Source organism: Paractinoplanes atraurantiacus (genome assembly GCF_900215205.1).
Taxonomy (GTDB): Bacteria; Actinomycetota; Actinomycetes; order Mycobacteriales; family Micromonosporaceae; genus Actinoplanes; species Actinoplanes atraurantiacus.
This window is the reverse complement of the sequence record NZ_OBDY01000007.1, coordinates 73,675-95,192: the sequence shown is the minus strand read 5'-3', so window position 1 is coordinate 95,192 and position 21,518 is coordinate 73,675. Positions and strand designations below refer to the sequence as shown.

22 protein-coding genes are annotated in these 21,518 nt (G+C 71.7%); 5 read left to right on the top strand and 17 right to left on the bottom strand.

Features of this window, described 5'->3' with window-relative positions:
* Nucleotides 1-16 precede the first annotated feature (16 nt).
* The 12 genes from CRP55_RS18220 to CRP55_RS18165 all read right to left on the bottom strand — a co-directional run bounded on the left by CRP55_RS18220 (nucleotide 17) and on the right by CRP55_RS18165 (nucleotide 11,280).
* The gene (locus CRP55_RS18220) at nucleotides 17-595 is read right to left on the bottom strand and encodes a class I SAM-dependent methyltransferase (RefSeq protein WP_097321285.1); all 579 of its coding nucleotides are present in this window, start codon (nucleotides 593-595) and stop codon (nucleotides 17-19) included.
* Between the two features lie 59 nt (nucleotides 596-654).
* Nucleotides 655-1,209, bottom strand: a complete 555-nt coding sequence (locus tag CRP55_RS18215; RefSeq protein WP_097321284.1) for a MerR family transcriptional regulator — start codon at nucleotides 1,207-1,209, stop codon at nucleotides 655-657.
* A gap of 198 nt (nucleotides 1,210-1,407) precedes the next feature.
* Entirely contained in the window at nucleotides 1,408-1,872 is a 465-nt protein-coding gene (locus CRP55_RS18210; protein WP_097321283.1) for a bifunctional nuclease family protein, read from the bottom strand.
* A gap of 128 nt (nucleotides 1,873-2,000) precedes the next feature.
* Nucleotides 2,001-2,669 carry a transcriptional regulator FtsR gene (gene ftsR / locus CRP55_RS18205; protein WP_097321282.1) on the bottom strand — a complete coding sequence of 223 codons (669 nt, stop codon included), beginning with the start codon at nucleotides 2,667-2,669 and terminating at the stop codon, nucleotides 2,001-2,003.
* Between the two features lie 68 nt (nucleotides 2,670-2,737).
* Nucleotides 2,738-3,190 carry an oxoglutarate dehydrogenase inhibitor Odhl gene (odhI, locus tag CRP55_RS18200; protein ID WP_097321281.1) on the bottom strand — a complete coding sequence of 151 codons (453 nt, stop codon included), beginning with the start codon at nucleotides 3,188-3,190 and terminating at the stop codon, nucleotides 2,738-2,740.
* Nucleotides 3,191-3,399: 209 nt separating this feature from the next.
* Complete coding sequence (gene gcvH / locus CRP55_RS18195; RefSeq protein ID WP_097321280.1) at nucleotides 3,400-3,780, bottom strand: glycine cleavage system protein GcvH; 381 nt, start codon at nucleotides 3,778-3,780, stop codon at nucleotides 3,400-3,402.
* Nucleotides 3,781-3,823: 43 nt separating this feature from the next.
* The gene (locus CRP55_RS18190) at nucleotides 3,824-4,750 is read right to left on the bottom strand and encodes a DUF881 domain-containing protein (RefSeq protein ID WP_245923123.1); all 927 of its coding nucleotides are present in this window, start codon (nucleotides 4,748-4,750) and stop codon (nucleotides 3,824-3,826) included.
* Nucleotides 4,751-4,792: 42 nt separating this feature from the next.
* Nucleotides 4,793-5,125 carry a small basic family protein gene (locus CRP55_RS18185; RefSeq protein ID WP_097321279.1) on the bottom strand — a complete coding sequence of 111 codons (333 nt, stop codon included), beginning with the start codon at nucleotides 5,123-5,125 and terminating at the stop codon, nucleotides 4,793-4,795.
* On the bottom strand, nucleotides 5,122-6,036 hold the full coding sequence (locus CRP55_RS18180) for a DUF881 domain-containing protein (protein ID WP_179855247.1): 915 nt from the start codon (nucleotides 6,034-6,036) through the stop codon (nucleotides 5,122-5,124). The genes CRP55_RS18185 and CRP55_RS18180 overlap by 4 nt, the downstream gene beginning before the upstream one ends.
* Before the next feature lie 269 nt (nucleotides 6,037-6,305).
* The gene (clsA, locus tag CRP55_RS18175; RefSeq protein WP_097321278.1) at nucleotides 6,306-6,923 is read right to left on the bottom strand and encodes a cardiolipin synthase ClsA; all 618 of its coding nucleotides are present in this window, start codon (nucleotides 6,921-6,923) and stop codon (nucleotides 6,306-6,308) included.
* A 978-nt stretch (nucleotides 6,924-7,901) separates the two neighbouring features.
* The gene (locus CRP55_RS18170; protein WP_097321277.1) at nucleotides 7,902-9,854 is read right to left on the bottom strand and encodes a vWA domain-containing protein; all 1,953 of its coding nucleotides are present in this window, start codon (nucleotides 9,852-9,854) and stop codon (nucleotides 7,902-7,904) included.
* Between the two features lies 1 nt (nucleotide 9,855).
* Nucleotides 9,856-11,280 carry a sigma 54-interacting transcriptional regulator gene (locus CRP55_RS18165; protein WP_097321276.1) on the bottom strand — a complete coding sequence of 475 codons (1,425 nt, stop codon included), beginning with the start codon at nucleotides 11,278-11,280 and terminating at the stop codon, nucleotides 9,856-9,858.
* Nucleotides 11,281-11,524: 244 nt separating this feature from the next.
* On the opposite strand from CRP55_RS18165, the gene CRP55_RS18160 reads away from it, so the two are divergent.
* The gene (locus CRP55_RS18160; RefSeq protein WP_097321275.1) at nucleotides 11,525-12,343 is read left to right on the top strand and encodes a PhzF family phenazine biosynthesis protein; all 819 of its coding nucleotides are present in this window, start codon (nucleotides 11,525-11,527) and stop codon (nucleotides 12,341-12,343) included.
* A 53-nt stretch (nucleotides 12,344-12,396) separates the two neighbouring features.
* On the top strand, nucleotides 12,397-14,031 hold the full coding sequence (locus CRP55_RS18155; RefSeq protein WP_097321274.1) for an ABC-F family ATP-binding cassette domain-containing protein: 1,635 nt from the start codon (nucleotides 12,397-12,399) through the stop codon (nucleotides 14,029-14,031).
* On the opposite strand, the gene CRP55_RS18150 is transcribed toward CRP55_RS18155, so the two are convergent.
* The 4 genes from CRP55_RS18150 to CRP55_RS18135 all read right to left on the bottom strand — a co-directional run bounded on the left by CRP55_RS18150 (nucleotide 14,021) and on the right by CRP55_RS18135 (nucleotide 17,961).
* Complete coding sequence (locus tag CRP55_RS18150; RefSeq protein ID WP_097321273.1) at nucleotides 14,021-14,611, bottom strand: TetR family transcriptional regulator; 591 nt, start codon at nucleotides 14,609-14,611, stop codon at nucleotides 14,021-14,023. The genes CRP55_RS18155 and CRP55_RS18150 overlap by 11 nt on opposite strands.
* A gap of 500 nt (nucleotides 14,612-15,111) precedes the next feature.
* Nucleotides 15,112-16,308: a hypothetical protein gene (locus CRP55_RS18145; RefSeq protein WP_097321272.1), complete on the bottom strand. Its 1,197-nt coding sequence runs from the start codon at nucleotides 16,306-16,308 to the stop codon at nucleotides 15,112-15,114.
* A 58-nt stretch (nucleotides 16,309-16,366) separates the two neighbouring features.
* Complete coding sequence (locus CRP55_RS18140; RefSeq protein WP_097321271.1) at nucleotides 16,367-16,984, bottom strand: formylglycine-generating enzyme family protein; 618 nt, start codon at nucleotides 16,982-16,984, stop codon at nucleotides 16,367-16,369.
* Nucleotides 16,981-17,961: a hypothetical protein gene (locus tag CRP55_RS18135; protein WP_097321270.1), complete on the bottom strand. Its 981-nt coding sequence runs from the start codon at nucleotides 17,959-17,961 to the stop codon at nucleotides 16,981-16,983. The genes CRP55_RS18140 and CRP55_RS18135 overlap by 4 nt, the downstream gene beginning before the upstream one ends.
* A 65-nt stretch (nucleotides 17,962-18,026) precedes the next feature.
* On the opposite strand from CRP55_RS18135, the gene CRP55_RS18130 reads away from it, so the two are divergent.
* The 3 genes from CRP55_RS18130 to CRP55_RS18120 all read left to right on the top strand — a co-directional run bounded on the left by CRP55_RS18130 (nucleotide 18,027) and on the right by CRP55_RS18120 (nucleotide 20,782).
* A complete protein-coding gene (locus tag CRP55_RS18130) occupies nucleotides 18,027-18,884 on the top strand; it encodes a phosphotransferase family protein (RefSeq protein ID WP_143234707.1) in 858 nt (285 codons plus the stop codon).
* 128 nt (nucleotides 18,885-19,012) lie between these two features.
* Nucleotides 19,013-20,308 carry a neutral zinc metallopeptidase gene (locus tag CRP55_RS18125; RefSeq protein WP_143234705.1) on the top strand — a complete coding sequence of 432 codons (1,296 nt, stop codon included), beginning with the start codon at nucleotides 19,013-19,015 and terminating at the stop codon, nucleotides 20,306-20,308.
* A gap of 9 nt (nucleotides 20,309-20,317) precedes the next feature.
* Nucleotides 20,318-20,782, top strand: a complete 465-nt coding sequence (locus tag CRP55_RS18120) for a molybdenum cofactor biosysynthesis protein (RefSeq protein ID WP_097321268.1) — start codon at nucleotides 20,318-20,320, stop codon at nucleotides 20,780-20,782.
* On the opposite strand, the gene CRP55_RS18115 is transcribed toward CRP55_RS18120, so the two are convergent.
* Nucleotides 20,775-21,461 (bottom strand): N-formylglutamate amidohydrolase, encoded by a 687-nt coding sequence (locus tag CRP55_RS18115; RefSeq protein ID WP_245923119.1) that lies wholly within the window; start codon nucleotides 21,459-21,461, stop codon nucleotides 20,775-20,777. The genes CRP55_RS18120 and CRP55_RS18115 overlap by 8 nt on opposite strands.
* Nucleotides 21,462-21,518 lie beyond the last annotated feature (57 nt).

Genomic DNA, 21,518 nt, shown 5'->3' with positions numbered 1-21,518 from the left:
TGACACGGTGTGAGGGTCAAGCGCTGCGGCGGAGTTTGACCGTGCTGTCGGTGCGGATCATGCCGTTGTGCTCGCGGGGATGCTCCTCGGACACCAGCGTCTCCCAGCCGTCGCCCAGCCCGAGCAGCGCGATGATCTCGGCCGGCGTCTCCAGGACCAGGTCGGTGTGCCGGTGCGTGGGGTCGTCCATGTGGCCCTCGATCAGCAGGATGCCGCCCGGCGCCACGGCGGCGGCCGCGCGGCGCAGCACGCCGGCCCGGTCGAACTCGCCCCAGTGGTAGAGGAACTGGCAGCTGACCAGGTCGTACTCGCCGGGCGGGAAATCCTGGGCGAGGTCGCGGCGCTGCCAGTCGATGACCAGGTCACCCGCGTGCGAGGCGGCCCGTTCGAGAGCGACGCCGGAAACGTCGACCGCTGTCACCTGCCAGCCCCGCCGGGCCAGCCAGATGGCGTCGCCGCCCTCGCCGCAGCCCAGATCGAGGGCGCGGCCCGGCGGCAGGTCACTGACCTCGCGGACGACGACCACGTTGGGGTTGCCGCTCCAGACCCGGTCGCTCTCGGCGTACCGGGCGTCCCATTCAGCTTCGATGCTCATGGTCCGAGCGTGCGGTGTTCCCGCGCCTTCAGCCAAGATCCTTTGCCAAGGTGGCAAGATCAGCCGGCGCGGCGGCGGGCCCGGCGGGCGGCCAGCTCGTCACCGGCGGCCGGCTCCGGAGCGGGACCGACCGGCTGCGGCACGGCCGGCTCCGCGGGCAGGTTGAGCAGCGAGCCCTGAATCTCCTTGAAGGCACCGCCGATCGCGATGCCGAACACGCCCTGACCGCCCTGCAACAGGTCGACGACCTCCTCCGGCGACCGGCACTCGTACACGGTCGTGCCGTCGGAGATCAGCGTGATGCCGGCCAGGTCCTCCACACCGCGCGAGCGCAGCGTCTCGATCGCCCGGCGGATGTTCTGCAGCGAGACACCCGCGTCGAGCAGGCGCTTGACGACCTTGAGAACCACCAGGTCACGGAACGAGTAGAGCCGTTGTGTGCCGGAGCCCTCCGCGTCGCGGATGCTCGGGACCACCAGCGTCGTCCGCGCCCAGTAGTCCAACTGGCGGTAGCTGATGCCGACCGCCTGGCACGCCGTCACCCCGCGATATCCCACTGAGCCGTCCTCGCCGACGAGGGGCCCTTCTTGATGTTCAAGAGGCTGCTCGTGCACGCGACCACCTCCCCGCTGCGCGGTGCCGCCGCTTCACCTGGACTTCACGAGCGTATATCTCAGGCGACGCGGAAACAGGTAGGTAACGCCACGACACGCCGCGTCCGAGCGAGGTAAGTATCGATCTTCAACCGCTTCGGGTGCGTTTTCCACCCGCTTCGGCCTCGCCCGGTCCTGCTTAGCCTTGCTCGGCCTTGCTCAGCCGGCGAAGTCTTCGGGACGGACCTGGTCGAGGAACTCGCGGAACTTCTCGACCTCGTCCTCCTGCTCGTCCGGGATGACGATGCCGGCCTCGGTCAGCACCTCGTCGGCGCACCGGATCGGCGCGCCCACCCGCAGCGCCAGCGCGATCGAGTCGCTCGGCCGGGCCGAGACCCGCAGCCCGTCGCCGATCAGCAGATCGGCGTAGAAGACGTTGTCCTTGAGCTCGGTGATCTCGACCGCGGTCAGCGGCGCCTCGACGGCGGCCAGGATGTCACGCAGGAGATCGTGGGTCAGCGGGCGAGCGGGCTTGACGCCCTGCTGCTCGTACGCGATCGCCGTTGCCTCGACGGCACCGATCCAGATCGGCAGGTACCGATCGCCGTCGACCTCCCGCAGCAGGACGATCGGCTGGTTGCTGGGGAGCTCCACCCGAACTCCGACCACGCTCAGCTCGCGCACCGCCCGCCTCCGTGTCGTCTTGTTTCTGCGCCGCCCCCGCAACGGCCGCCCCTATCCTGCACGGTACACGCACACCGTCCGGATCCCACGAGTGCGGCATACCCACCTCGCGGTTTGAAGAACCGGCGTCAGCGTCCCAGTTCTCCCCGCAGCCCCGCGCGCACCAGAGCGGCGTGCAGACGCTGCGAGAGCGCCTGCAGATCCCGCGCGGTCTCCTGCGAGCGCGCACGTGCCGCCGGGTCGCTCTGGCGCACCAGGGGCGCCAGGAGCTGCGTGAACAAGCCGACCTCGCGGTCGGCGGCGGCCCGGAACCCGCGCAGATGGCGCACCTCCAGGCCGTACTTCTGAAGCCCCACCACGGCCTCCACGATGACCACGGCGTCGCCGTCGTACCATCCCGGCGGCCGCGCCGTGACCAGGCCCATCCGCTCGAGCTCGTCGAGCAGCTCGGCCGTGGCGCCCGTGCGTTCGATCACATCCTCCCGGGGGACCCGGGTGTCGGACGGATCGGCCGCCTTCTCCGCGCCCACCGCGACCAGGTTGGGCCGCGACGGCGGCGCCGGCTCGGCCTCCATCCGGTCGAGCTGCTCCCGGATCACCCGCAGCGGAAGGTACTGATCGCGCTGCGCGGTCAGCACGAACCGCAGCCGCGCGACGTCGTTCCACGAGTACTTGCGGTACCCGGAGGCGGTGCGCTGAGGATCGACCAGCCCCTCCGCCTCCAGGAACCGCAACTTCGAGATCGTGGTGTCGGGGAACTCGGTGCGCAGATGGGCCAGCACCTCCCCGATGCTCATCAGCGCAGGCTCGCGCCCACCCTGGGGACGCGAGGTCCCCGGGTCGCGCGCGGCCGCCCCCGACGAGTTCACGCCCCGCTACCCTCGCCCTCCGGCCGCGGGCCGGCGATGAACACCAGACGGAACTTGCCGATCTGCACCTCGTCGCCGTTGCTCAGCGTCGCCGCCTCGACCCGCTCCCGGTTGACATAGGTGCCGTTGAGCGAGCCGACGTCGCGCACCGTGAAGGTGCCGCCGTCGCGGTGGAACTCGGCATGCCGGCGGGACACCGTCACGTCGTCGAGGAAGATGTCACTGTCAGGGTGCCGGCCGCTGGTCGTCACGTCGTGATCGAGCAGGAACCGCGCGCCCGCGTTGGGGCCGCGGCGCACCACGAGCAGCGCCATTCCGGGCGGGAGCGAGCCGGACATACGGCTCGGCACCACGTCGCTCTCCGGCGCCTCGAGCAGCTCGTCGAGCGCACCGAGGTTGAGCGTGGACGTGACGTCGAGTGGGGGGAACTCGTCGTCTGGGCGCGTCATCGGACCACCTCACGGATCAGTTGGTCGCCGCCATGCGGCATGGGATCACTCCCGCCGCGGCCATATGGCCCGGACACACGACTATCGGTTTCAAAGGCATAACATTTGTTGTGCCCCGCGAGCCTAGTGAAGGCGAATATCATGGGGCAACCGGACGCGCGGACGTATCGTTCGCGCGCCGGAAAAGCTTCACTACATAGACAAGAGGCTCAGCTCTCGGTGATCGCCTGATAAGCGCTCGCGTCGAGCAGACCCTCGAGATCCTTGGGGTCGGACGGCGCGATCTCGACGAGCCAGCCGGCCGCGTACGGCTCGGCGTTGATGAGCTCGGGCTCATCGGTCAGAGACGCGTTCTTGGCGACCACGGTGCCCGCGATGGGCGCGTAGATCTCCGACACGCTCTTGGTCGACTCGATCTCGCCGAGCGAGTCGCCGGCCGCGAGCTCCGTGCCCTCCTCGGGCAGGTCGACGAAGACGATGTCGCCCAGCGCATCCTGCGCGAAGTGGGTGATGCCCACACGCACGGGCCCGCTGCCGTCTCCGGCCACCCACTCATGTTCAGCCGTGTACCGCAGGTCCTCAGGAATCACGCAATCTCTCCCGTGCACGAATATTCGTCAGTAGCGCGGACGGCTATGAAGCCGGCCGCGCGTATCGCAATGTCGTGGCGTCGCGCACCGCGGTCACCTCGACCATGGTGCGTTGTTCCAACGTCACGCTACCGCCGCCGCTGTTCACCGACGCGACCACCCCGCCGGGGATTTGCAGCGCGGTTTGCATCGTCTGCGGCACACCGATCACGGTCAGGACGTACGGGCCCGTGAGACGCTGCCCGTCGGCGATGATCCCGCCGCCTTCGGCGTCCACGAAATAGCTGGAAGCGACGATTCTCACCGTGCCGCCGCCGGAGCCCGCGATCTGCATCACCTCACCGCCGGCGCCCCGCAACTCCTGCACGGCGTTGAGGATCGCCGACGCCTTCACCTTGTCGACGGTGATGACGAGACCGGTGCCCCGCCCCGGCAGCGTGCCGGCGAGAAGACCGAGCTCGTCGGTGCGCCGATCGGCCTCGTCCAGCGCCGCCTGCCGGCCCGCCACACCCGAGGTGAGCTGCCGCTGGCTGGTCTCCAGGGCGCTGATCTCGGACTGCAGACGGCTGTCGCGCGCCTCCAGGTCCGACAGGATCCGCACCAGGTCCTCCTGGCGCGCGGTGGCCAGCCCCTCGTCGTCGTTGTTGCTGCGCAGCTGCACGACCAGCGTGAAGCCGAACAGGGCCAGCAACACGGCGATCAGTGCTCCGGCGCCCGACATCTTCCGGCGGAGCACTGATCCGCTCTCAGCGCCTGTCACCGGATCGGGTGACGGCGACTCCTCCGGCACTCGATCCAGCGGACGCGTAGGGCCCTCGGGATCGGGTGGCGGCGCCGGCCTAGCCGTCTCCACGGTCGGCCCCTCGTCCGCCGCGGCCATCTCGATCGCGCCGTTGGCCGGGGTGTCACCGGTGTGCGCGGGTTTACGGCCCGCGGTGGGCAGCTCGTCCGGCTTCTCGTCGTCGCTCACGCCGTCACCGCCCTTGAAGTCGCGTCCATCGTCCGCCGCCCATCATGCACTGAACAGATGCCGGCGGATCGCGGCCACGTTCCCGAAGATCCGCACGCCGAGGACGACCACCACGCCGGTGGAGAGCTGACCACCCACGCCGAGCTGGTCGCCCAGATAGACGATGAGCGCGGCCACGAGCACGTTCGAGATGAACGAGATCACGAACTGCTTGTCGTCGAAGATCCCGTCGAGCTTCGCCCGCACCCCGCCGAAGACGGCGTCGAGCGCGGCGACCACCGCGATCGGCAGGTACGGCTGCAAAGCGGCCGGAACCGTGGGGTGGAACACGATGCCCAGGGCGACACCGGCGACCAGAGCGAGTACGGCGATCATCGCCCGCCTTCCGACGAGGAGCTCACGTCCGGCGAGCCGGACGGGGTGAGGGGTGGGAGGGAAGGCTCGGCGACCCGGAGCTTGAGCTCGGTCGCGGCCGGCAACGTCACGTCGTCCACATCCTTGGCTTGGAAGGACATCCCGTACTTGGCCGCCAGCTGCTCGAAGAACTTGCCGGCATAACCGTCACGGAAATCCTCGGCGAGATCGTCGGGCCCGATCGCGACGACCTCGTACGGGCTGGTCACCGGCCGGAAGTCGACGAGGATCGCCTCACCGGCCTGCCGGATGGTGGAGGTGGCGGTCAGCCGCTGCCCGTTGATGGCGATGGCCTCGGCCCCGAGCGACCAGAGCGCATTGGTGGCGAGCTGAAGATCACTGTCCTTGACCCGGGCCACGGTGTTCCGCTCCCCCGTCACCGGGTTGATCGGCGTAGGCCCGTCGGCCACGGTGATCCGCGCCCCCGACCCGCTGACCTGCGCCAGCCCCGTGGCCGCCTCGAGATCACGCAGCCGCTGCACGGTGGTGCTGCTCAGCTCCCGCTCCCGCAGCCCCGCGACTTCGTCACCGAGCGCCTCGGCCCGCTCTTGAAGCCGCGCGGTCTCGTCCCGCCGCTTCTGCACCTGCTCGACGAGCTCGGCCCGAGCCGTGGTCCGGGCCGGCTCATCGGCCACCGTCTGCTGATAGGCCACGACAAGCAGAAACCCGAGCGCCACCAGCGTGACCGCCAGAACCCCGCTGGACACAGCCTTCCGGGTCCCGGTCGGCTCCCCGTCACGAGCCTTCCGAGCCGCCGCATCCGCATACCCCGGATCAAGCGGATTTCGAAACAGCTCAGTCAGAAAGTCGGGCGCATAGACCCGCTTAGGCGCCACGCCATCCGGCCCGCCCCCGCCCGACCGCGCGGCCACACCGCCATCGCCGGCGACGCTCGCACCCAGTTGCTCGGCACCGTCCCGGCCCGCGCCCGCCACGCCCGCGTCCGGCTGCCCGGCACTACCCGCATCTGCGTCCGAACCCAGCCGCCCGGCACTGCGCGCGGATCCTGCCGTCTCGGCGCCCGCCGACTCCGAATCGGCCTTCCCGATCCCCATGTCGGACAATTCCGTTTTATCGGAAGTGGGCAGGACGGCGTGCGGGTCGTCGGGTAGGCGGCGATCCGGGGTGGTCGGGTCGGTCATCAGGAAACCGTCCGCGCTCCGGGCGCCAGCCGGTCGGCACGCAGCAGCCGGGCGGTCTGGATCAGGTAAAGAGCGCCGGCCGCCCAGTAGAGAGCGAGCGCCCACCACGCCAGACCCCAGCCCACCGCCCCGGCCCAGCCGTTCCAGGACGGCACGGCCTCACCCAGCAGGATGATCGGGAACGCCGCGAGCAGCACGAACGTGCCCGTCTTACCGACGTAGTGCACCGGCGGCGGCCCGTACCCGTGCCGGCGCAACACGAGCAGGGCGATACCCAGCACGAGTTCCCGCAGGAGAAGGGCGCCGGTCAGCCAGTACGGGACGACGCCGCGGATCGTGAACCCGACCAGCGTCGCCAAGATGTAGAGCCGGTCGGCGAACGGGTCGAGCAACGTCCCGAGACGGCTGACCGAGTTCATCCGCCGGGCCACGTAGCCGTCGACCCAGTCGGTCGTCCCGCCGATCGCGATCACGATCACCGCGGCGACATCGTGATGCGGCCCGAGCAGCAGATAAAGAAAGAGCGGCACCCCGAGCAGCCGAATGAAGCTGATCACGTTGGGGATCGTCCAGATCCGATCGGAGGCAGCGATGGACGGCGCAGGCTGCTGCGACATCGCGGTTTCCTCTCCCCCTACGGCGCAGGGCACGGCCATGACCCGGCCACACTCCACGCCCAGCCCACCAGTGAGCCGACCATGCACCCAGCCGGGTGGCTGTGTCCCCCGAACGCCCGGACCCCCTGCCCGGCCACTCGCCGAGCAACTATAACCAGCCCCACGCTCGCACTCACGGACCCGTAGCGCGTCGCACAGCGTGTCCGCCATCCTAGGAACCTAGTTCTCCCTCTCCTCCAGCGGGGCACACGCGCGCCGCGCAGGCTGCGCGAAGGGCGGCGCTGGAGCGGTCGGCAGCGCCCCAGAAGACGCTGCATGAGGCGAAGCTCGCCGGGCGGCATGGGAAGCCCATGCATCGAGGCGCCGCGGGAACGATGTGGCGACCGGCGCGAAAGAGGGCGGCGGAGGCTGACCTGGGCGCGGCGTCAGAGGAACGACGAGGAGGTGAGCGCGGAAGACGGCGGCAACGGTAGGGCCTGGCGCGGCGTCTGAGGAACGACGTGAAGGTGAGCGCGGAGAGGGTGACACGGCCAGCGCGACGCTAATCGGAACGGCCAATGCGGCTCCGCTGGAACTCGCGGGCGGCGCGGCCCGGGGCGGAGGACGCGTGCGGCGCGATCGAGGCGAGGTTCGAGAACGGCCAACCTCGCGTCGGCGGCACGCCCCGGGGATGGGAAGCGGGCCAGTCGGCGCGATGGGGCGGTACGGGCAGGGCCGGACGACGCGGGCGCAGGACAAGGCGAGCGCAAGGACAACGTTGCCATGAGGGCGGCGCGACGCAAGAACGACGCGGGCGTGAGGGCGGCGCGGGCGGCGCGGGCGTGAGGGCGGCGCGGGTTCTGGGGTGAGTGGGCAGAGGCGCGAAACTCGCTGCACGTGCGGAACCCGCCGCTCGGGTCGCGCCCGAGCGGCGGGTTCCGCGTCAATCCGCGAGGTCGGCTGTGACCCGCGTACCTCTGCTGTGTTCGGGGGTTTGGCCTAGCGTCCTCTCCTGGCGCGCACGTAATCGTCGACGACGTAGCGGCCCAGTTCCTCGGCGTCGGGGCTGAAGACGCGGCCGCCGTTGCGTTCGGCTACCGCGGCGACGAAGCGCTGCAGGCCCGGGTCCTCGCCCAGCATGAAGAAGTTCAAGGTGGCGCCGAAGCGGGTCAGGTGGTCGACCTCGTGGATCGTGGCCTGGACCGTCTCCGGCAGCGGCGGCCACCAGAACATCGCCTCGCCGTCGGGCTCCAAGTGGGCCGTCGGCTCGCCGTCGGTGACCACCAGCACGACCGGCTCGGAGCCGGGATGCCGGCGCAGGTGGCGGGCGGCCAGTTTGAGGGCGTGCTGGAGGTTCGTGCCCTTCTCCATGGTCGGGTCGATCGCCGCCAGCTCGCCCTGTGACAGCGCCGCCGCGTGCAGGCCGAAGCCGATGATCTGCAGGGAGTCCTGCGGGAACTGGGTCGCGACGAGGTGGGACAGCGCGAGCGCCGTCTGCTTCATCGGGCCCCAGCGGCCGTCGGCGTACATCGAGTAGGACAGGTCGACCAGCAGCGCCACCGCGGCCGAGGCCCGGCGTTCCGTCTCGGCCACCTCGAAGTCGTCCGGCTCCAGGCGCACCGGCAGGACGCCGACGCCGCCCGAGGCGGCCTGGCGGCGGACCGCGTTGCCGATCGTGCGGACCACGTCGAGCGGCTGCTCGTCGCCGAACTCCCAGCGCCGCGACGAGCCGATCAGGTCGCCCGCGGCGCCGGCGTCGCGCAGGTCGTGCTGGCCCTGCTTGCGGCCGGACAGGTCGTCGAAGACCTTGGCCAGCGCCGTACGGCCCAGCCTGCGCAGCGCCTTCGGCGAGAGGGTCAGGCCCTCGGCGTCGCGGGTGACCCAGCCCTGCCGGCTCAGCTCCCGTTCGAGCTCGCGCAACCGCCGCACGTCGTCGGCGGCCGAGCGGCCCAGCTGGCGCTCCACCATCTCGACGTCGACGTCGTCGAGGGTGGCGCCCGGATGTTCCTGGCCCAGCTGGTCGAGCAGCTCGTCCAGCTCGCCGATCTCACCCAGGGCGGCCGCCGCGTCGCCGTAGCCGAGGTCGTTCGGGCCGCGCATCCGCTCGCCGCGACCCCAGTTGAGCTGTGGTCGCAGCGCCCGCAGGTTGTCGGTCAGCTCGGCCATCCGGCCCCGCAGCGGGCCGTCGCCGAGCGCCTGGTCCATCAGGCGCGACAGCTCCTCCTGCTGCTGCGGCGAGAGGGACCGCATCAGCCGTTCGGCCGCCGCGGCCCGCCGGGCCAGGGAGTCGATCAGCTCGTCGATGTCCTTGGGGTTTTCCGGGAAGAACTGGCCGTGCTTGTCCATGAACTGCTGGAAGGCGTCGGACGTGTCCTCGCCGCGGGCGTGCTTTTCGAGGAGCTGGTTGAGGTCGGCGACCATCTCCTCGACGCCGGCGAAGTCGCCGTTCTCGAGGGCCTGCTTCATGCCCGCGAAGCGCTGCTCGACGACTTCCCGCCGCAGCCCGTCCAAGATCTGCTGGTACAAATCCCGAGCTTCATCAGAAGTCCACTTATATTCGGACAGTTCCTCAACGGCCCGCGACGTTGATCGAGGCAAATTGTCCAGAATCGCTTCGGAAAACCGAGATTCGTCGTCCCCACGCTGACGCAAGGCATCACGCTCGGTCGCCACGGCCTGATCGAGAAGCTGCTGCGCCCGGGTCACCGCCCCATCGAGGTTGCCCCGCCGCAAAGCATCGCGACGAAGCCGCCGGGCCCGATCGCGCAACTCGTCCAGACCACGCCCCGACCGCGGCCCCCGCCGAACGAGATCACGGAGCACGTCGCGCAGGCTGTCCCCCGCGAGCACCCGCTCCCCCACCTCGTCGACGGCGGCCCGCACGTCGTAGGGCGGCGCGAGCGGATCGGGCCCGTCGCGCCAAGCCCCGTACCGGAACCTGTTTCCCGACATGTCAGCTCCCGTAGAGGGTGCGGCCGTCGTCGGTGAGCTCCTTCGCCAGCCGCCGGGTCAGATGAAGCCCCTCGAGGACGAACTCGATACCCGACGCGGCCTGCCCCGGCGACGGCGCGTCGCCCAGCCCGAGCCGGTCGAGCACCTTGGCCAGCCCCGGCACCGGCCCGATCTGGCCGAGCAGCTCCTCGGCGCTGACCAGGTCGCCGGTCTCGATGATGGCACCCTCGGCGACCAGCGACGTGAAGCCGGACAGGTCGAGCCCGCCCAGCCGGTCGCGGAACGTCTCGGCCGTGGCCACCCGCAGCAGGTGGGCCAGGACCTCGGTCTCGCGCCCCTCCTCGCCGCTCTCGAACTCGACCTTGCCCCGCAGGGTCGACGTCACCGACGGCGTGTCGCCGATGCGGGCCACTGCCTCTTTCTCGTTGCGGAGCCCGGCCCGGCGCAGCGCGGACGCCGCCACCGTCTCGGCCGCCGCGATCGCGAACCGCGCCGAGATGCCCGAGCGGGCGTCGACGGCCGGCGACTCGCGGACCGCGCGGGTGTACCGGGCCAGCACGTCGATCAGATGGTCGGGCACGGACGCGACGAGGTCCGCCTCCTGCCTGATCAGCGAGGTCTCGAGCGACAGGTCGACCGGGTAGTGGGTGCGGATCTCGGCGCCGAACCGGTCCTTGAGCGGCGTGATGATGCGGCCGCGGTTGGTGTAGTCCTCCGGGTTGGCCGACGCCACGAGCAGCAGGTCGAGCGGCAGCCGCAGCTGGTAGCCGCGCACCTGGATGTCGCGCTCCTCGAGCACGTTGAGCAGCGACACCTGGATGCGCTCGGCCAGGTCGGGCAGCTCGTTGACGGCGAAGATGCCCCGGTTGGTCCGCGGCACCAGGCCGAAGTGAATGGTCTCGGGGTCGCCCAGGGCACGCCCCTCGGCCACCTTGATCGGGTCGACGTCGCCGATCAGGTCACCGACGCTCGTGTCCGGGGTGGCCAGTTTCTCGCCGTACCGCTCGGAGCGATGCAGCCAGGAGATCGGCAGCAGATCACCGGTCTCGGCGGCCAGCCGCCGGGAGGCCGGGGTCAGCGGATGATAGGGATGTTCGTGCAGCTCGGAGCCGGCGATGAACGGCGTCCACTCGTCGAGCAGGTCGATGAGGCCGCGGATGAGCCGGGTCTTGCCCTGCCCGCGCTCGCCCAGCAGCACCATGTCGTGCCCGGCGAGCAGGGCGCGCTCCACCTCGGGCAGCACCGTGTCGTCATAGCCCACGATGCCCGGGAAGCGCGGCGCGCCGGTGCGCAGCCGCTCGAGCAGGTTGTCGCGCAGCTCCTGCTTCACACCGCGGTAGGCATGGCCGGAGGCCCGCAACTCACCGAGGGTGCGCGGAAGGTCGGAGGGGATCTCGGGCGTGATCGCAACTGGTGCATCTGTCACCCGGCAAACGCTACTCCCGCGGTACGACAAGTTCGTGTGACGAAAGATCCAGTTCTTGGGGTGGTACGCCGGTGAGCCGCACCCCGGCGTCGAAGCACACAGCCCTGGCCGCTCCCGCGGCGCCGCGCGGGCCGGGCGGTGGGTCACGGCCATAGCGCGACTTTCGCGTGACGCGGTGGGTCAAGGCCAGACCCATACTTTTGGCTCTGGTGCCCCCGATGGGCCGGGCGGGAAGCTTGCCCGCATGACGGACATCGAGCGGTGGGTGGCATTCAGCGACGACCCCAAAGGCGGCAACCCGGCCGGGGTCGTTCTCGACGCGACGGCCCTGGACGACGCCGAGATGCTGCGGATAGCGGCCGACGTCGGCTACTCGGAGACCGCGTTCGTGACCGCCGACCTCGGCCACGGCAAGAAACGTGTGCGCTATTTCAGTCCCCTGGCCGAGGTCCCGTTCTGCGGCCACGCCACGGTCGCTACCGCGGTGGCGCTCGGCCCCGGTGAGCATGTCTTCGTCACCAACGCCGGCGAGGTCCCGGTCAGCGTCTCCGACGGCGTGGCCACCCTGACCAGCGTGGCGACCTCGGTGGCCCCGCTGGAGGCCGGCGACGTGGAGGCCCTGCTGGCGGCGCTGGGCTGGTCGATCGACGAGCTCGACACCCTGCTGCCGCCCAAGCTCGCCTACGCCGGCGCCTACCACCCGGTCGTGGCCGCGGCGACCCGGCGCCGCCTGGCCGAGCTCGACTACGACGTGCCCACCCTCAAGGCCCTGATGGAGTCCCGGGGCTGGACCACCGTCCAGCTGATCCACCAGGCCGCCCCCGGCAGCTTCGACGTCCGCAACCCGTTCCCGGTCGGCGGCGTCTACGAAGACCCGGCCACCGGCGCCGCCGCCGCGGCTCTGGGCGGCTACCTGCGCGACCGGGGCCTGGCCCACGACGGTGACACCATCGCGCTGCGCCAGGGCGACGACATGGGCCGCCCCAGCCGCCTGACCGTCGAGCTGCACGCGGGCGAGCCCGGAGTCCGCGTCCGCGGGACGGCGGTGCCGATGACGGCCTGACCGGGCGGCGGTGCGGATAACCGGTTGGCGGGCCCCATAGGATCGCAGGCGATATGAGCGCAACGATGATCGCCCGCGAGCTCGCCGCGGGGCACGGTGACCGGACGTTGTTCAGCGGGCTCGACCTGGTGGTCGCGCCCGGTGACGTGATCGGGCTGGTCGGCGTCAACGGCGCGGGCAAGACGACGCTGCTGCGGACGCTGGCCGGGATCCTGCCGGTCGAGAGCGGAACGGTGTCCCTCAGCCCGCCCAGCGCGAACGTGGGCTACCTGCCGCAGGAAAGGGAGCGGCGCTCCGGTGAGAGCGTCCGGGACTTCCTGGCTCGGCGCACCGGGGTCGGGCCGGCGCAGCGGGCGCTCGACGAGGCGACCGAGGCGCTCACCGAGGGGCGGCCCGGTGCCGACGACGCGTACTCGGGCGCGCTGGAGCGGTGGCTCGATCTCGGCGGGGCCGACCTCGACGAGCGGGCGGCCCAGGTCGCGGCCGAGCTGGGGCTCGACGTGGCGCTCGACCATCCGATGACGGCGCTGTCCGGTGGGCAGGCGGCCCGGGCCGGCATGGCGTCGTTGCTGCTGAGCCGGTACGACATCTTCCTTCTCGACGAGCCGACGAACGACCTCGACCTGGACGGGCTGCGCCGGCTGGAAGAGTTCGTCACCGGGCTGCGGGCGGGCACTCTCCTGGTCAGCCACGACCGCGAGTTCCTGGCCCGCACGGTGACCAAGGTGCTGGAGCTCGACCTGGCCCAGCAGCAGGTCAACCTGTTCGGTGGCGGGTACACCGCCTACCTCGAGGAGCGCGAGCGGGCCCGGCTGCACGCGCGCGAGCAGTACGAGGAGTACGCCGAGAAGAAAGACGACCTGCTCGAGCGGGCGCGCATGCAGCGGGCCTGGATGGAGAAGGGCGTCAAGAACGCGCACCGCAAGGCACCGGACAACGACAAGATCGGCAAGAAGTACCGGGCCGAGGCGAGCGAGAAGCAGGCGGCCAAGGCGCGCCAGACCGAGAAGCTCATCGAGCGGCTCGACGTGGTCGAGGAGCCCCGCAAGGAGTGGGAGCTGCGCATGGAGATCGCCGTGGCGCCGCGGGCCGGCGCCGTGGTGGCGACCATGCGCGAGGCCGTGGTGCGCCGGGGCGGGTTCACGCTGGGGCCGGTGACCCTGCAGATCGACTGGGCCGACCGGGTGGCGATCACCGGCGCCAACGGCTCGGGCAAGTCGACACTGCTCGCGGCCCTGCTGGGGCGGCTGCCGCTCGACGAGGGCAGCGCGGCGCTCGGGCCGGGCGTGGTGGTCGGCGAGATCGACCAGGCGCGGGGGCTCTTCCTGGGCGACGAGGCGCTGGCCCGGGCGTTCGGCGAGGCGGTGCCCGAGTTCTCCGACGCCGACGTGCGGACGCTGCTGGCGAAATTCGGGCTCAAGGCCGGGCACGTGCTGCGGCCGGCGGCGACCCTGTCGCCGGGCGAGCGCACGCGGGCGGCGCTGGCGCTGCTCCAGGCGCGCGGGGTCAACCTGCTCGTGCTGGACGAGCCGACCAACCACCTCGACCTGGCCGCCATCGAACAGCTGGAGTCGGCCCTGAGCTCGTACACCGGAACGCTTCTGCTCGTCACCCACGACCGGCGGATGCTGGAGGCGGTCAGCACGACCCGCCACCTCGAGGTCGCCGCCGGCAAGGTCATCGGCTGACGATCACCCGTACGGCGTCGGCGAACAGATCGTCGGCCGTACGCCCGTCAAGCAGATAGTCACCGATCGCCGCCACCAGCGTCGGATGCCGCTCGGTGAAGCCGTCCACGTCGAACGGATCGGCCGGCCGCGGCGACTGCTCGTCCAGCACGTGCCCGATCGTGAAGCGAACCACGACCAACACCGTCAGGCGGGCTTGACGCAGCGGCAGCCCATGGGTGAAGAGCGTCCTGATGGCAAGCTCGGACACCCCGGCCAGGGTCTCCGACAGAGGCGCCGCCGAGACGACCCGCGCCCCATCCGGATGCGCGATCATCGCCGCCCGCAGCCGCCCAGCCACCCCGGCGAGCCAGTCGTCCCACTTCTCCCCCGCACCCGGCCGGCGCAGATCGTGGAGGTCACTCAGAACCGCCTCGGCGACCGCGGCGACAAGCGCCGCCTTGTCCTTGAAATGCCAGTAGAGCGTGGGCGCCCGCACCCCCAGCCGCTCACCCAGCTTCCGCAGCGTCAGCCCCTCAAGCCCACCCTCGTCAAGCAGCTCCACCGCCGCCGCGACGACCTTCTCCCTGTCCAGCGCCAACCCTCAACCCTCTCCCTAACGCCGTTAGAGTAGCGCTCTAACGGCGTTAGGGAAGGCAGGTCAGGAGGGTTGAGGCCCACTGGGCGCAACAGAAGGCCCGCGGCCAGCGGCGCGAAGAGCCAGGATGGCCAGCCGGGTGCCACGCCGCCGGATGGGGCAGTTACTCAGCGCCCGATTCCCGTCGGGCGGGGCGGTTGGTGTGCGCCGGTCTGCTCTTGGGCGCGGCGGTTGCTCAGCGCCAGGCTCCCGCCGGACGGGGCGATCGGTCGGCGCCGGCCCCCGCTCCGGCCCGGCGGTTGCACAGCGCCAAGCTCCCGCCGGACGGGGCGATCGGTCAGCGCCGGCCTCCGCTCGGGCCCGGCGGATGCACGGCCGGGCGCCTGTCTGACGGCGCGGTTGATCAGCGGCAGTCTCACGTCGGGCGGGGTAGCCGGCCGGCGGCCAAGGCTCCCGTCAGGCCGGGTGGCTGGTCGGCGGGCGGGCTGCTGGGGGCGTGACGGCTATGTGGCGGTGAGTTGGGCGGCGAGGGTGTCGAAGCGGTTCTGCCAGTAGTCGACGATTGCTACCGCTTGGGTCTTCTGCTCCTCGGTCGCGGACGGGTCGGTCAGCAGGGTGCGGTAGTCGGCGATGGCGGCCGACAAGTAGGCGTTCGCGCCCCACAGCTCCAGCTTCGGGTGGCGGGCGTTCGGGTCGCCGTCCTCCAGGTCGGCCAGGTGGGTCTTGGCGGCTGCCAGCTCGTAGAGGGCGACGTCCCGCTGGGCGAGGGTGGCCACCGGCGAGACGAGCAACCGGCGGTAGAGGGCGTCGGCCTCGGCCACCCGAGCCTGGGCCTGGGCGATCTCGGCCGGGGTGGCCGCGTAGGCCGGCGCGGGCTCGGCGATGTCCTCGGGGCCTGCCGAAGGGGCGCGGGATGGAACCCCGGAGGGGTCGCCGGAGGGGGCGCCGGGCCGAGAGGCCGCCGGGTCGCCGGGCCGGGAGGTCGCCGGGGCGCCGGACCGTGGGGCCGCCGAGGCGCCGGACCGTGGGGCCGCCGAGGCGCCGGACCGTGGGGCCGCCGAGGCGCCGGACCGTGGGGCCGCCGAGGCGCCGGACCGTGGGGCCGCCGAGGCGCCGGAAGGAGCGGCCGGACGAGCATTGGAAGGCGTGGTGGCGGGCGTGGTGGTCCGGCTGCCGGTCGTGGAGGGCGCGGTGGTCGCCGGCCCGACGGCGGTGGCCGGTGTGGCGGCGATGGGCGTCGTGGAGGCGGTGAGGGAAACGTCCTCGCCGGGGAAGAGCACGCCGACCACGGGCAGGTTGCAGGAAGCCTGGGCGACGCGCGCGCGGGCCTCGATGTCGTCGTCGACGGCCAGGGCGGCCCGCACGGTCACGGCCGTGGCGTCCTGGGCGGCGAGGGTCTGGCGCTTCCGCTCGTCGGCGGCGAGGCCCCTCACCGCGTGGCGCAGGTCGCTGTGCAGCAGGAGCAGGCCCGCGTGGCGGTCGAAGCCGGTCCTCACACTGTCGTAGCCCTCGCCGGCGACGCCGATGCCGCTGATGTGGTCGCAGGTGGTCTGGGTGGCGTACGTGTCGGCCAGGAACGCTCCGGCCCCGGTCACGCCCAGTGTCACGGCGGCCACCGCCAGCCCGGCCCGCTGCCAGCCCGGGCGCGGGCCCCGGGTGAGCGTGCCCGGCGTACGCCACTGATCCCGCTCTGCTGCCATGAATGCCCTCCCCCGGTCGGACACCCCTTAACGGCAGCGGGCCCCGGCGACTTGAGGGTCAGGCGAGGGTGCGGGCCAGGCGGAAGCCGACATCGTCCACGCGGAAGGTGGGGTGACTGCGGCGGCGCACCGATGCGCGGCAGCTCCAGTGCTCGTCGAACCAGCCGCCGCCCCGCAGGACGCGGTACGTGCCGTACACCGCGGGGTCGTACAGGTCCCAGCACCAGTTCCAGACGTTGCCGATCATGTCGTGCAGGCCCCAGGGGTTGGCGGCGCGGGTGCCGACCTCATGCGGACGGCCGCCCGAATTGTCCCGGTACCAGGCGATGTCGTCGAGGTCGCCGTAGCGCGGGCCCTCGGTACCGGCGCGGCAGGCGAACTCCCACTCGGCCTCGGTCGGCAAGCGGTAGCCGCCGGCCGAGCGGTCCCACTCGACTTCTTCACCGTTTATGCCGTACGCCGGAGCCAGCCCTTCGAGCTCGGAGCGCGCGTTGCAGAAGCGGACCGCGTCGAGCCACGACACCTCCGCCGCGGGGAGCCGCGACCCGGCGGCCGTCCCGTACTCATCCTGGGTGACCGGCAGCGCCGCGATCGCGAACGGGGCCAGATCGACCTGCCACTGGCGCTGGGAGCGGCGGTCGGCCAGCACCACCCGTCCCGCCGGGATGGGGATCAACGGCCGAGCCGGTTCAGGGGTACGACCGCCCGGTGGGCCGGTATGCCCGCGGCCGGCCAGGCCACGAGCAGGTCGAGGGCCTCGGCGCTGGCCACCGCGAACTCCTCGGTGGCGTGGAACGTGCCGGCGCCGCCGCTGTACCCGCCCTCGTAGGCGCGCAGCGGGAACGCCGAGGCGCCGTGCAGCAGGGCGACCGTGGGGCGCACCCGCACGAAGTCGTCGCGGTGGGGCAGCTCGACCTGTTCCAGGCGGGTGGCCGCCTCGCCCCGGGCCAGGCTCTCCACCTCGAGGGCCAGGATCGGGCCGGAGCGGGTCACCCGGGACAGCACGATCACCGCGTCGCGGTCGCGGACCAGCACGCACGGGTCGGCCGCCAGCCGGCCCGCCTCGATGCGCGGCGAGCGCGGGTCGCCCAGCAGCGGCGGCTCCGGCAGCAGCGCCGTGTCGCCCGGCGGCGTCGTGCCGGCGGCCAGCTTGGCCACCGGGGGCGCCTCCCACACCGAGAACGTGCCGCGCTGCACCGTGGCCCGGCCCGGCAGGGACAGGCCGATCACCGCTTCCGGGAAGCCGATCTCGGGCCAGGCCAGCACCAGGTCGACGTAGTCGAAGACGGGCGGCAGGACGACCGTCGTCCGCACCTCGACGTAGCGCCCGGAGTAGACCGACGTCGACCCGTACACCCACTGGGCCCGGCCGGCCGGGTCGAGGCTGCCCACCCGCAGGTGCATGCCTTCGTCGTATTCGGGCAGCAGCACCCGCGGCGCCGGCGTCACTCCGGCCGGGCCGGGCCGCAACTCGCCCCACTCGTCCAGCCCGGGCGGCACGTCGCCGGGTTCGGCCGGGTGGCGGGCGGCCAGACGGATCTCCAGGCCGGTGGGCCGGGAGACGATCAGGGACACGCCGACGCTCAACTCGGGACGGTCGACCAGCAGGCCGCCGGGGTGGGCGACGACGCCGAGGGTTTCGCTCACCACCATGGCGACCAATCTAGTGGCACAGTTCGAACGTGTTCACACAGCGTCCGGCTTGGGCGGAAGCGCCCGTGTCGCTACGGCAAAAGGTGACTTCGATCTCCGGCGCACCGGCGGTGAGCAGCCGCGACGTGCACGGGGGCATGACGCCGGGCCCGGCCGCGATCCTCGGCCTGACCGACGGCCGGCAGATCTTCGTGAAGGCGGTCCCGTCGTCGGCGCCCGGGTCCTACCGAGCCTACGAGCGCGAAGCCGTCGCCCTGGGGGCACTGCCGGCGGCCGCGCCGGCCCCGGTGCTGATCGGCACGGCGGAGATCGACGGCTGGTTGGCGCTGATCATGTCGGCGGTGCCGGGCGAACCGGCCGGTCCGCCGTGGGACGACGAGGGCGCTCGACTGGTCGCTCGCGCCTGCGCCGCGATCGGGAGCCTGCCCGCGCCGGGCGAGGTGCCGCGCATCGGTGAGCTGCTGACGGATCTGGACGGCTGGGATCGGATCGAGGACCACGACGAGTGGGAGCGTGAGCATGCGCCGATGCTGGCCCGGCTCGCCCGGAGGTGGCCGGAGTGGACGGCCGGACCGTCACTCGTTCATCAGGACGTGCGAGCGGACAACGCCCTGATCGGCGAAGAAGCGACTCTCGTGGACTGGAGCTTCGGCTGCGCGGGGGCGTCGTGGCTGGACGGTGCCCGGCTGGCCGCGGACGTCGTCGCGGCCGGCCATCGCGACGGGCCGGAGGCGGCGCTGCGGCTGGCCGAGCGGATCCTGGCCGGGCTGCCCGACGGGGCGTCACGGTTCGTGGTCGCGCTGGCCGGGATGTGGCGCCACCGCTCGACGCTGCCGCCGCTCGCGGGTCTGCCGACGTTGCGGGGCTGGCAGGCGGCGCGCGCCCGGGCGCTGCGGCCGCTGCTGGAGCGGCTCACTGCTTGACCCACCACATGGCCGGATGCCCGCGTACGGCCTCGAGTCGCAGCGAGGCCGGCGCTGCGGCGGGTGCTTGCCCCGACCCCGTACATCTAAATGAGCGTGAGCGGGGTATAGAGGGCGCGGGAGGATCGATGTCGGTAAAGGCGTGGCTGTTCGGGGCCGTGGTCGTGGTGATGATGGCGGCGTGCGCGTTTCCGTCCCTGGAGGACGATCCGGCGCCGCAGCGGGCGTCGGGCACGGTGACGAGTGCGTTGAAGGATGTCGAGCGGTTCTGGGGCGAGCAGTTCCCGGAACTGGCCGACGGGCAGGCTTTCCAGCCCATCAAGGGCGGCTATCACCCGTACACCGAAAGCGATCCCCCGCCACCCTGTGGCGGGCAGCAGGCGGACTATTCGCCGAACGCGTTCTACTGCCCTGACCAGGACTTCATCGCCTGGGACGCGCAGACCCTCATTCCGTCGCTGGAAGCCGATTACGGGCCTGCCCTGGTCGGTGTCGTGATGGCGCACGAATACGGGCACGCCATTCAGGCCCGGATCGGGCCGGACGATCAGCCGACGGTCGTGCTGGAGCAGCAGGCCGACTGCTACGCCGGGGCGTGGCTGGCCGATGTGCTGGCCGGGCGGTCGAAAGCCTTCAAGAAACTGTCCGCCGAGCAGTTGGACACGACGGTCGCGGGCCTTCTGCTGCTGCGCGATCAGCCGGGCACGCCGGCCGAGGCCGACGGCGCGCACGGCAACGCGTTCGACCGGATCCGCGCCCTTCAGGAGGGCGTGGAGGACGGCGCCGGTCAATGCGCGAAATACCGGGCGAACAATCTGCCGGTGACCGAGGTGCCGTTCAGCACCCGGCGGGAGGCGGAGACCGGCGGCGATCTGCCGTACGACGACGCGGTGCAGGCGCTGGCGCAGGACGCACAGAGCTATTGGCAGCGTACGTATCCCCAGCTCACCGGCGATCAGTGGCAGCAGCTGCCGGTGCAGGCGTTCGAGGCCGGCTCGCCGCCGGCCTGCGAGCGCCCGGACGCGTCGGCCGGCGGGGCGGCGTTCTACTGCCCGGACGGCGACTTCGCGGCGTTCGACACGACCGACCTCGGCCCGCAGCTGCACAGCCGGATCGGCGACTACGCGGTCGGGATGCTGCTGGGTGACCTGTTCGCGCGGGCGGCGCAGGACCGGCGCGGCGCCGAGACCCGCGACAAGGCGGGCCAGCTGACCGTGGACTGCCTGGCCGGGTCGTGGACCAACGACGTGCTGACCCGCCAGGACCAGGACTCGCTGCGGTTGTCGCCGGGCGATCTCGACGAGGCGGTGTCGGCGCTGCTGGCGTTCGGCCGGGCCTCGGACGGCAACGGGCCGACCGCGTTCGACCGGATCGCCTCCTACCGTTCGGGAGTGCTGGAGGGCCTGCCGGCCTGCCGTGCCTAAGATTCCCGGGTGCCGGAGATCGTCGAGCTGCTCGCGTCGCCCGTTCACCGCTTCGAGGGCCGGCCCGGCGACGGGCCGGCTCCGGCCCCGCCCGGTGAGCTGGTGGCGTTCGTCGAGATCCGCAAGGGCCTGGGCATCGTCGGCGACCGCTACTTCGGCCAGCCGGCCCATCGCGACGCGAGCGTGACGGTGATCAGTCAGGAGTGGCTGCCGAAAGGCAAAGGCCTGGCTGCTGTACGGCGCAACGTGCTCCTCGCCGGTCTGATCGTCGACGACCTGGTCGGGCAGGTGCTGACGCTCGACTCGGGTGACGGGCCGGTGCGGCTGAAGGTCAACCGCAGGGCGCACCCGTGCGCGTGGATGGACGTGACCGTCGGGCCCGGCGCGTGGAAGGCCCTGCGGGGCAAGGGCGGCGTCCGCTGCGAGCCCTTGGACGACGGCATTCTGCGGGTCGGCCCCGTGACCGTCAGCTGATCGCCGCGACGAACGCGGTCAGCTGCTCCGACACCACCCGGGGATCGCAGTCCCGCCGAATCTCGATCATGACCGCTTCCACAGCTTTCTCGCGTCCGTAGTATTCGAGCGGCACGTAACAGCCAGCAAACGGCGAGTTGAGCGACATTTCTGGAAATGTCGTATTGGCGGCGGTGAGGAGGGCCGCCGGCGTGTGGAAGTCGTCGGTGCCGACGCAGATCGGCGGGCGCGGGCCATCGCCGTGCAACTCATAGGGCAGGGCGACGGCCGGATACGAATGGACGTCCACGACGACCGCCCGGCCCGTCGCCGCCAGGCGCTCCCCCACAAGATCGGCCACACCCCGGGCGTACGGCCGGAAATGCTCGTCGATGAACTTTCGATCCCGATCCGGATCGCTGCTCCGCAGGCGCCGCCCCGCGAACCCGTGCGTATAGACGGCGCCCATGCCCACCGCGAGCATCTCCTCGCGCTCATCGGGGAACCGCTCCGGATCCACCACCAGCCGTGACCAGCGGTTGCGGAACTCCCAGACCCCGGGCACGCGCGCCGCGATCTCCGCGGTGTGCGCGTCGGTGAGGTTGTCCAGCTCCTCGGCCAGCTCGTCGTCGCTGAGCAGGATCGAGGCCCGCGCCTCGGCCGTCAGCTCCCGCGACGCGTGCGGCACGTGCAGGATCACCGGTGACGCCGGATCACCGGGCCGGATGTCGAAGATCAAGGGCTTGGCTCCCCCGTA

Bases quoted from the DNA above. Each gene is read 5' to 3' on its own strand.
- CRP55_RS18145 (WP_097321272.1), bottom strand. From the start codon at position 16,308: ATGGCAGCAGAGCGGGATCAGTGGCGTACGCCGGGCACGCTCACCCGG.
- CRP55_RS18125 (WP_143234705.1), top strand. From the start codon at position 19,013: ATGTCGGTAAAGGCGTGGCTGTTCGGGGCCGTGGTCGTGGTGATGATG.
- CRP55_RS18160 (WP_097321275.1), top strand. From the start codon at position 11,525: ATGACGGACATCGAGCGGTGGGTGGCATTCAGCGACGACCCCAAAGGC.
- clsA (WP_097321278.1), bottom strand. From the start codon at position 6,923: ATGTCGCAGCAGCCTGCGCCGTCCATCGCTGCCTCCGATCGGATCTGG.
- CRP55_RS18170 (WP_097321277.1), bottom strand. From the start codon at position 9,854: ATGTCGGGAAACAGGTTCCGGTACGGGGCTTGGCGCGACGGGCCCGAT.
- ftsR (WP_097321282.1), bottom strand. From the start codon at position 2,669: ATGAGCATCGGGGAGGTGCTGGCCCATCTGCGCACCGAGTTCCCCGAC.
- odhI (WP_097321281.1), bottom strand. From the start codon at position 3,190: ATGACGCGCCCAGACGACGAGTTCCCCCCACTCGACGTCACGTCCACG.
- CRP55_RS18155 (WP_097321274.1), top strand. From the start codon at position 12,397: ATGAGCGCAACGATGATCGCCCGCGAGCTCGCCGCGGGGCACGGTGAC.
- CRP55_RS18185 (WP_097321279.1), bottom strand. From the start codon at position 5,125: ATGATCGCCGTACTCGCTCTGGTCGCCGGTGTCGCCCTGGGCATCGTG.
- CRP55_RS18220 (WP_097321285.1), bottom strand. From the start codon at position 595: ATGAGCATCGAAGCTGAATGGGACGCCCGGTACGCCGAGAGCGACCGG.
- CRP55_RS18135 (WP_097321270.1), bottom strand. From the start codon at position 17,961: ATGGTGGTGAGCGAAACCCTCGGCGTCGTCGCCCACCCCGGCGGCCTG.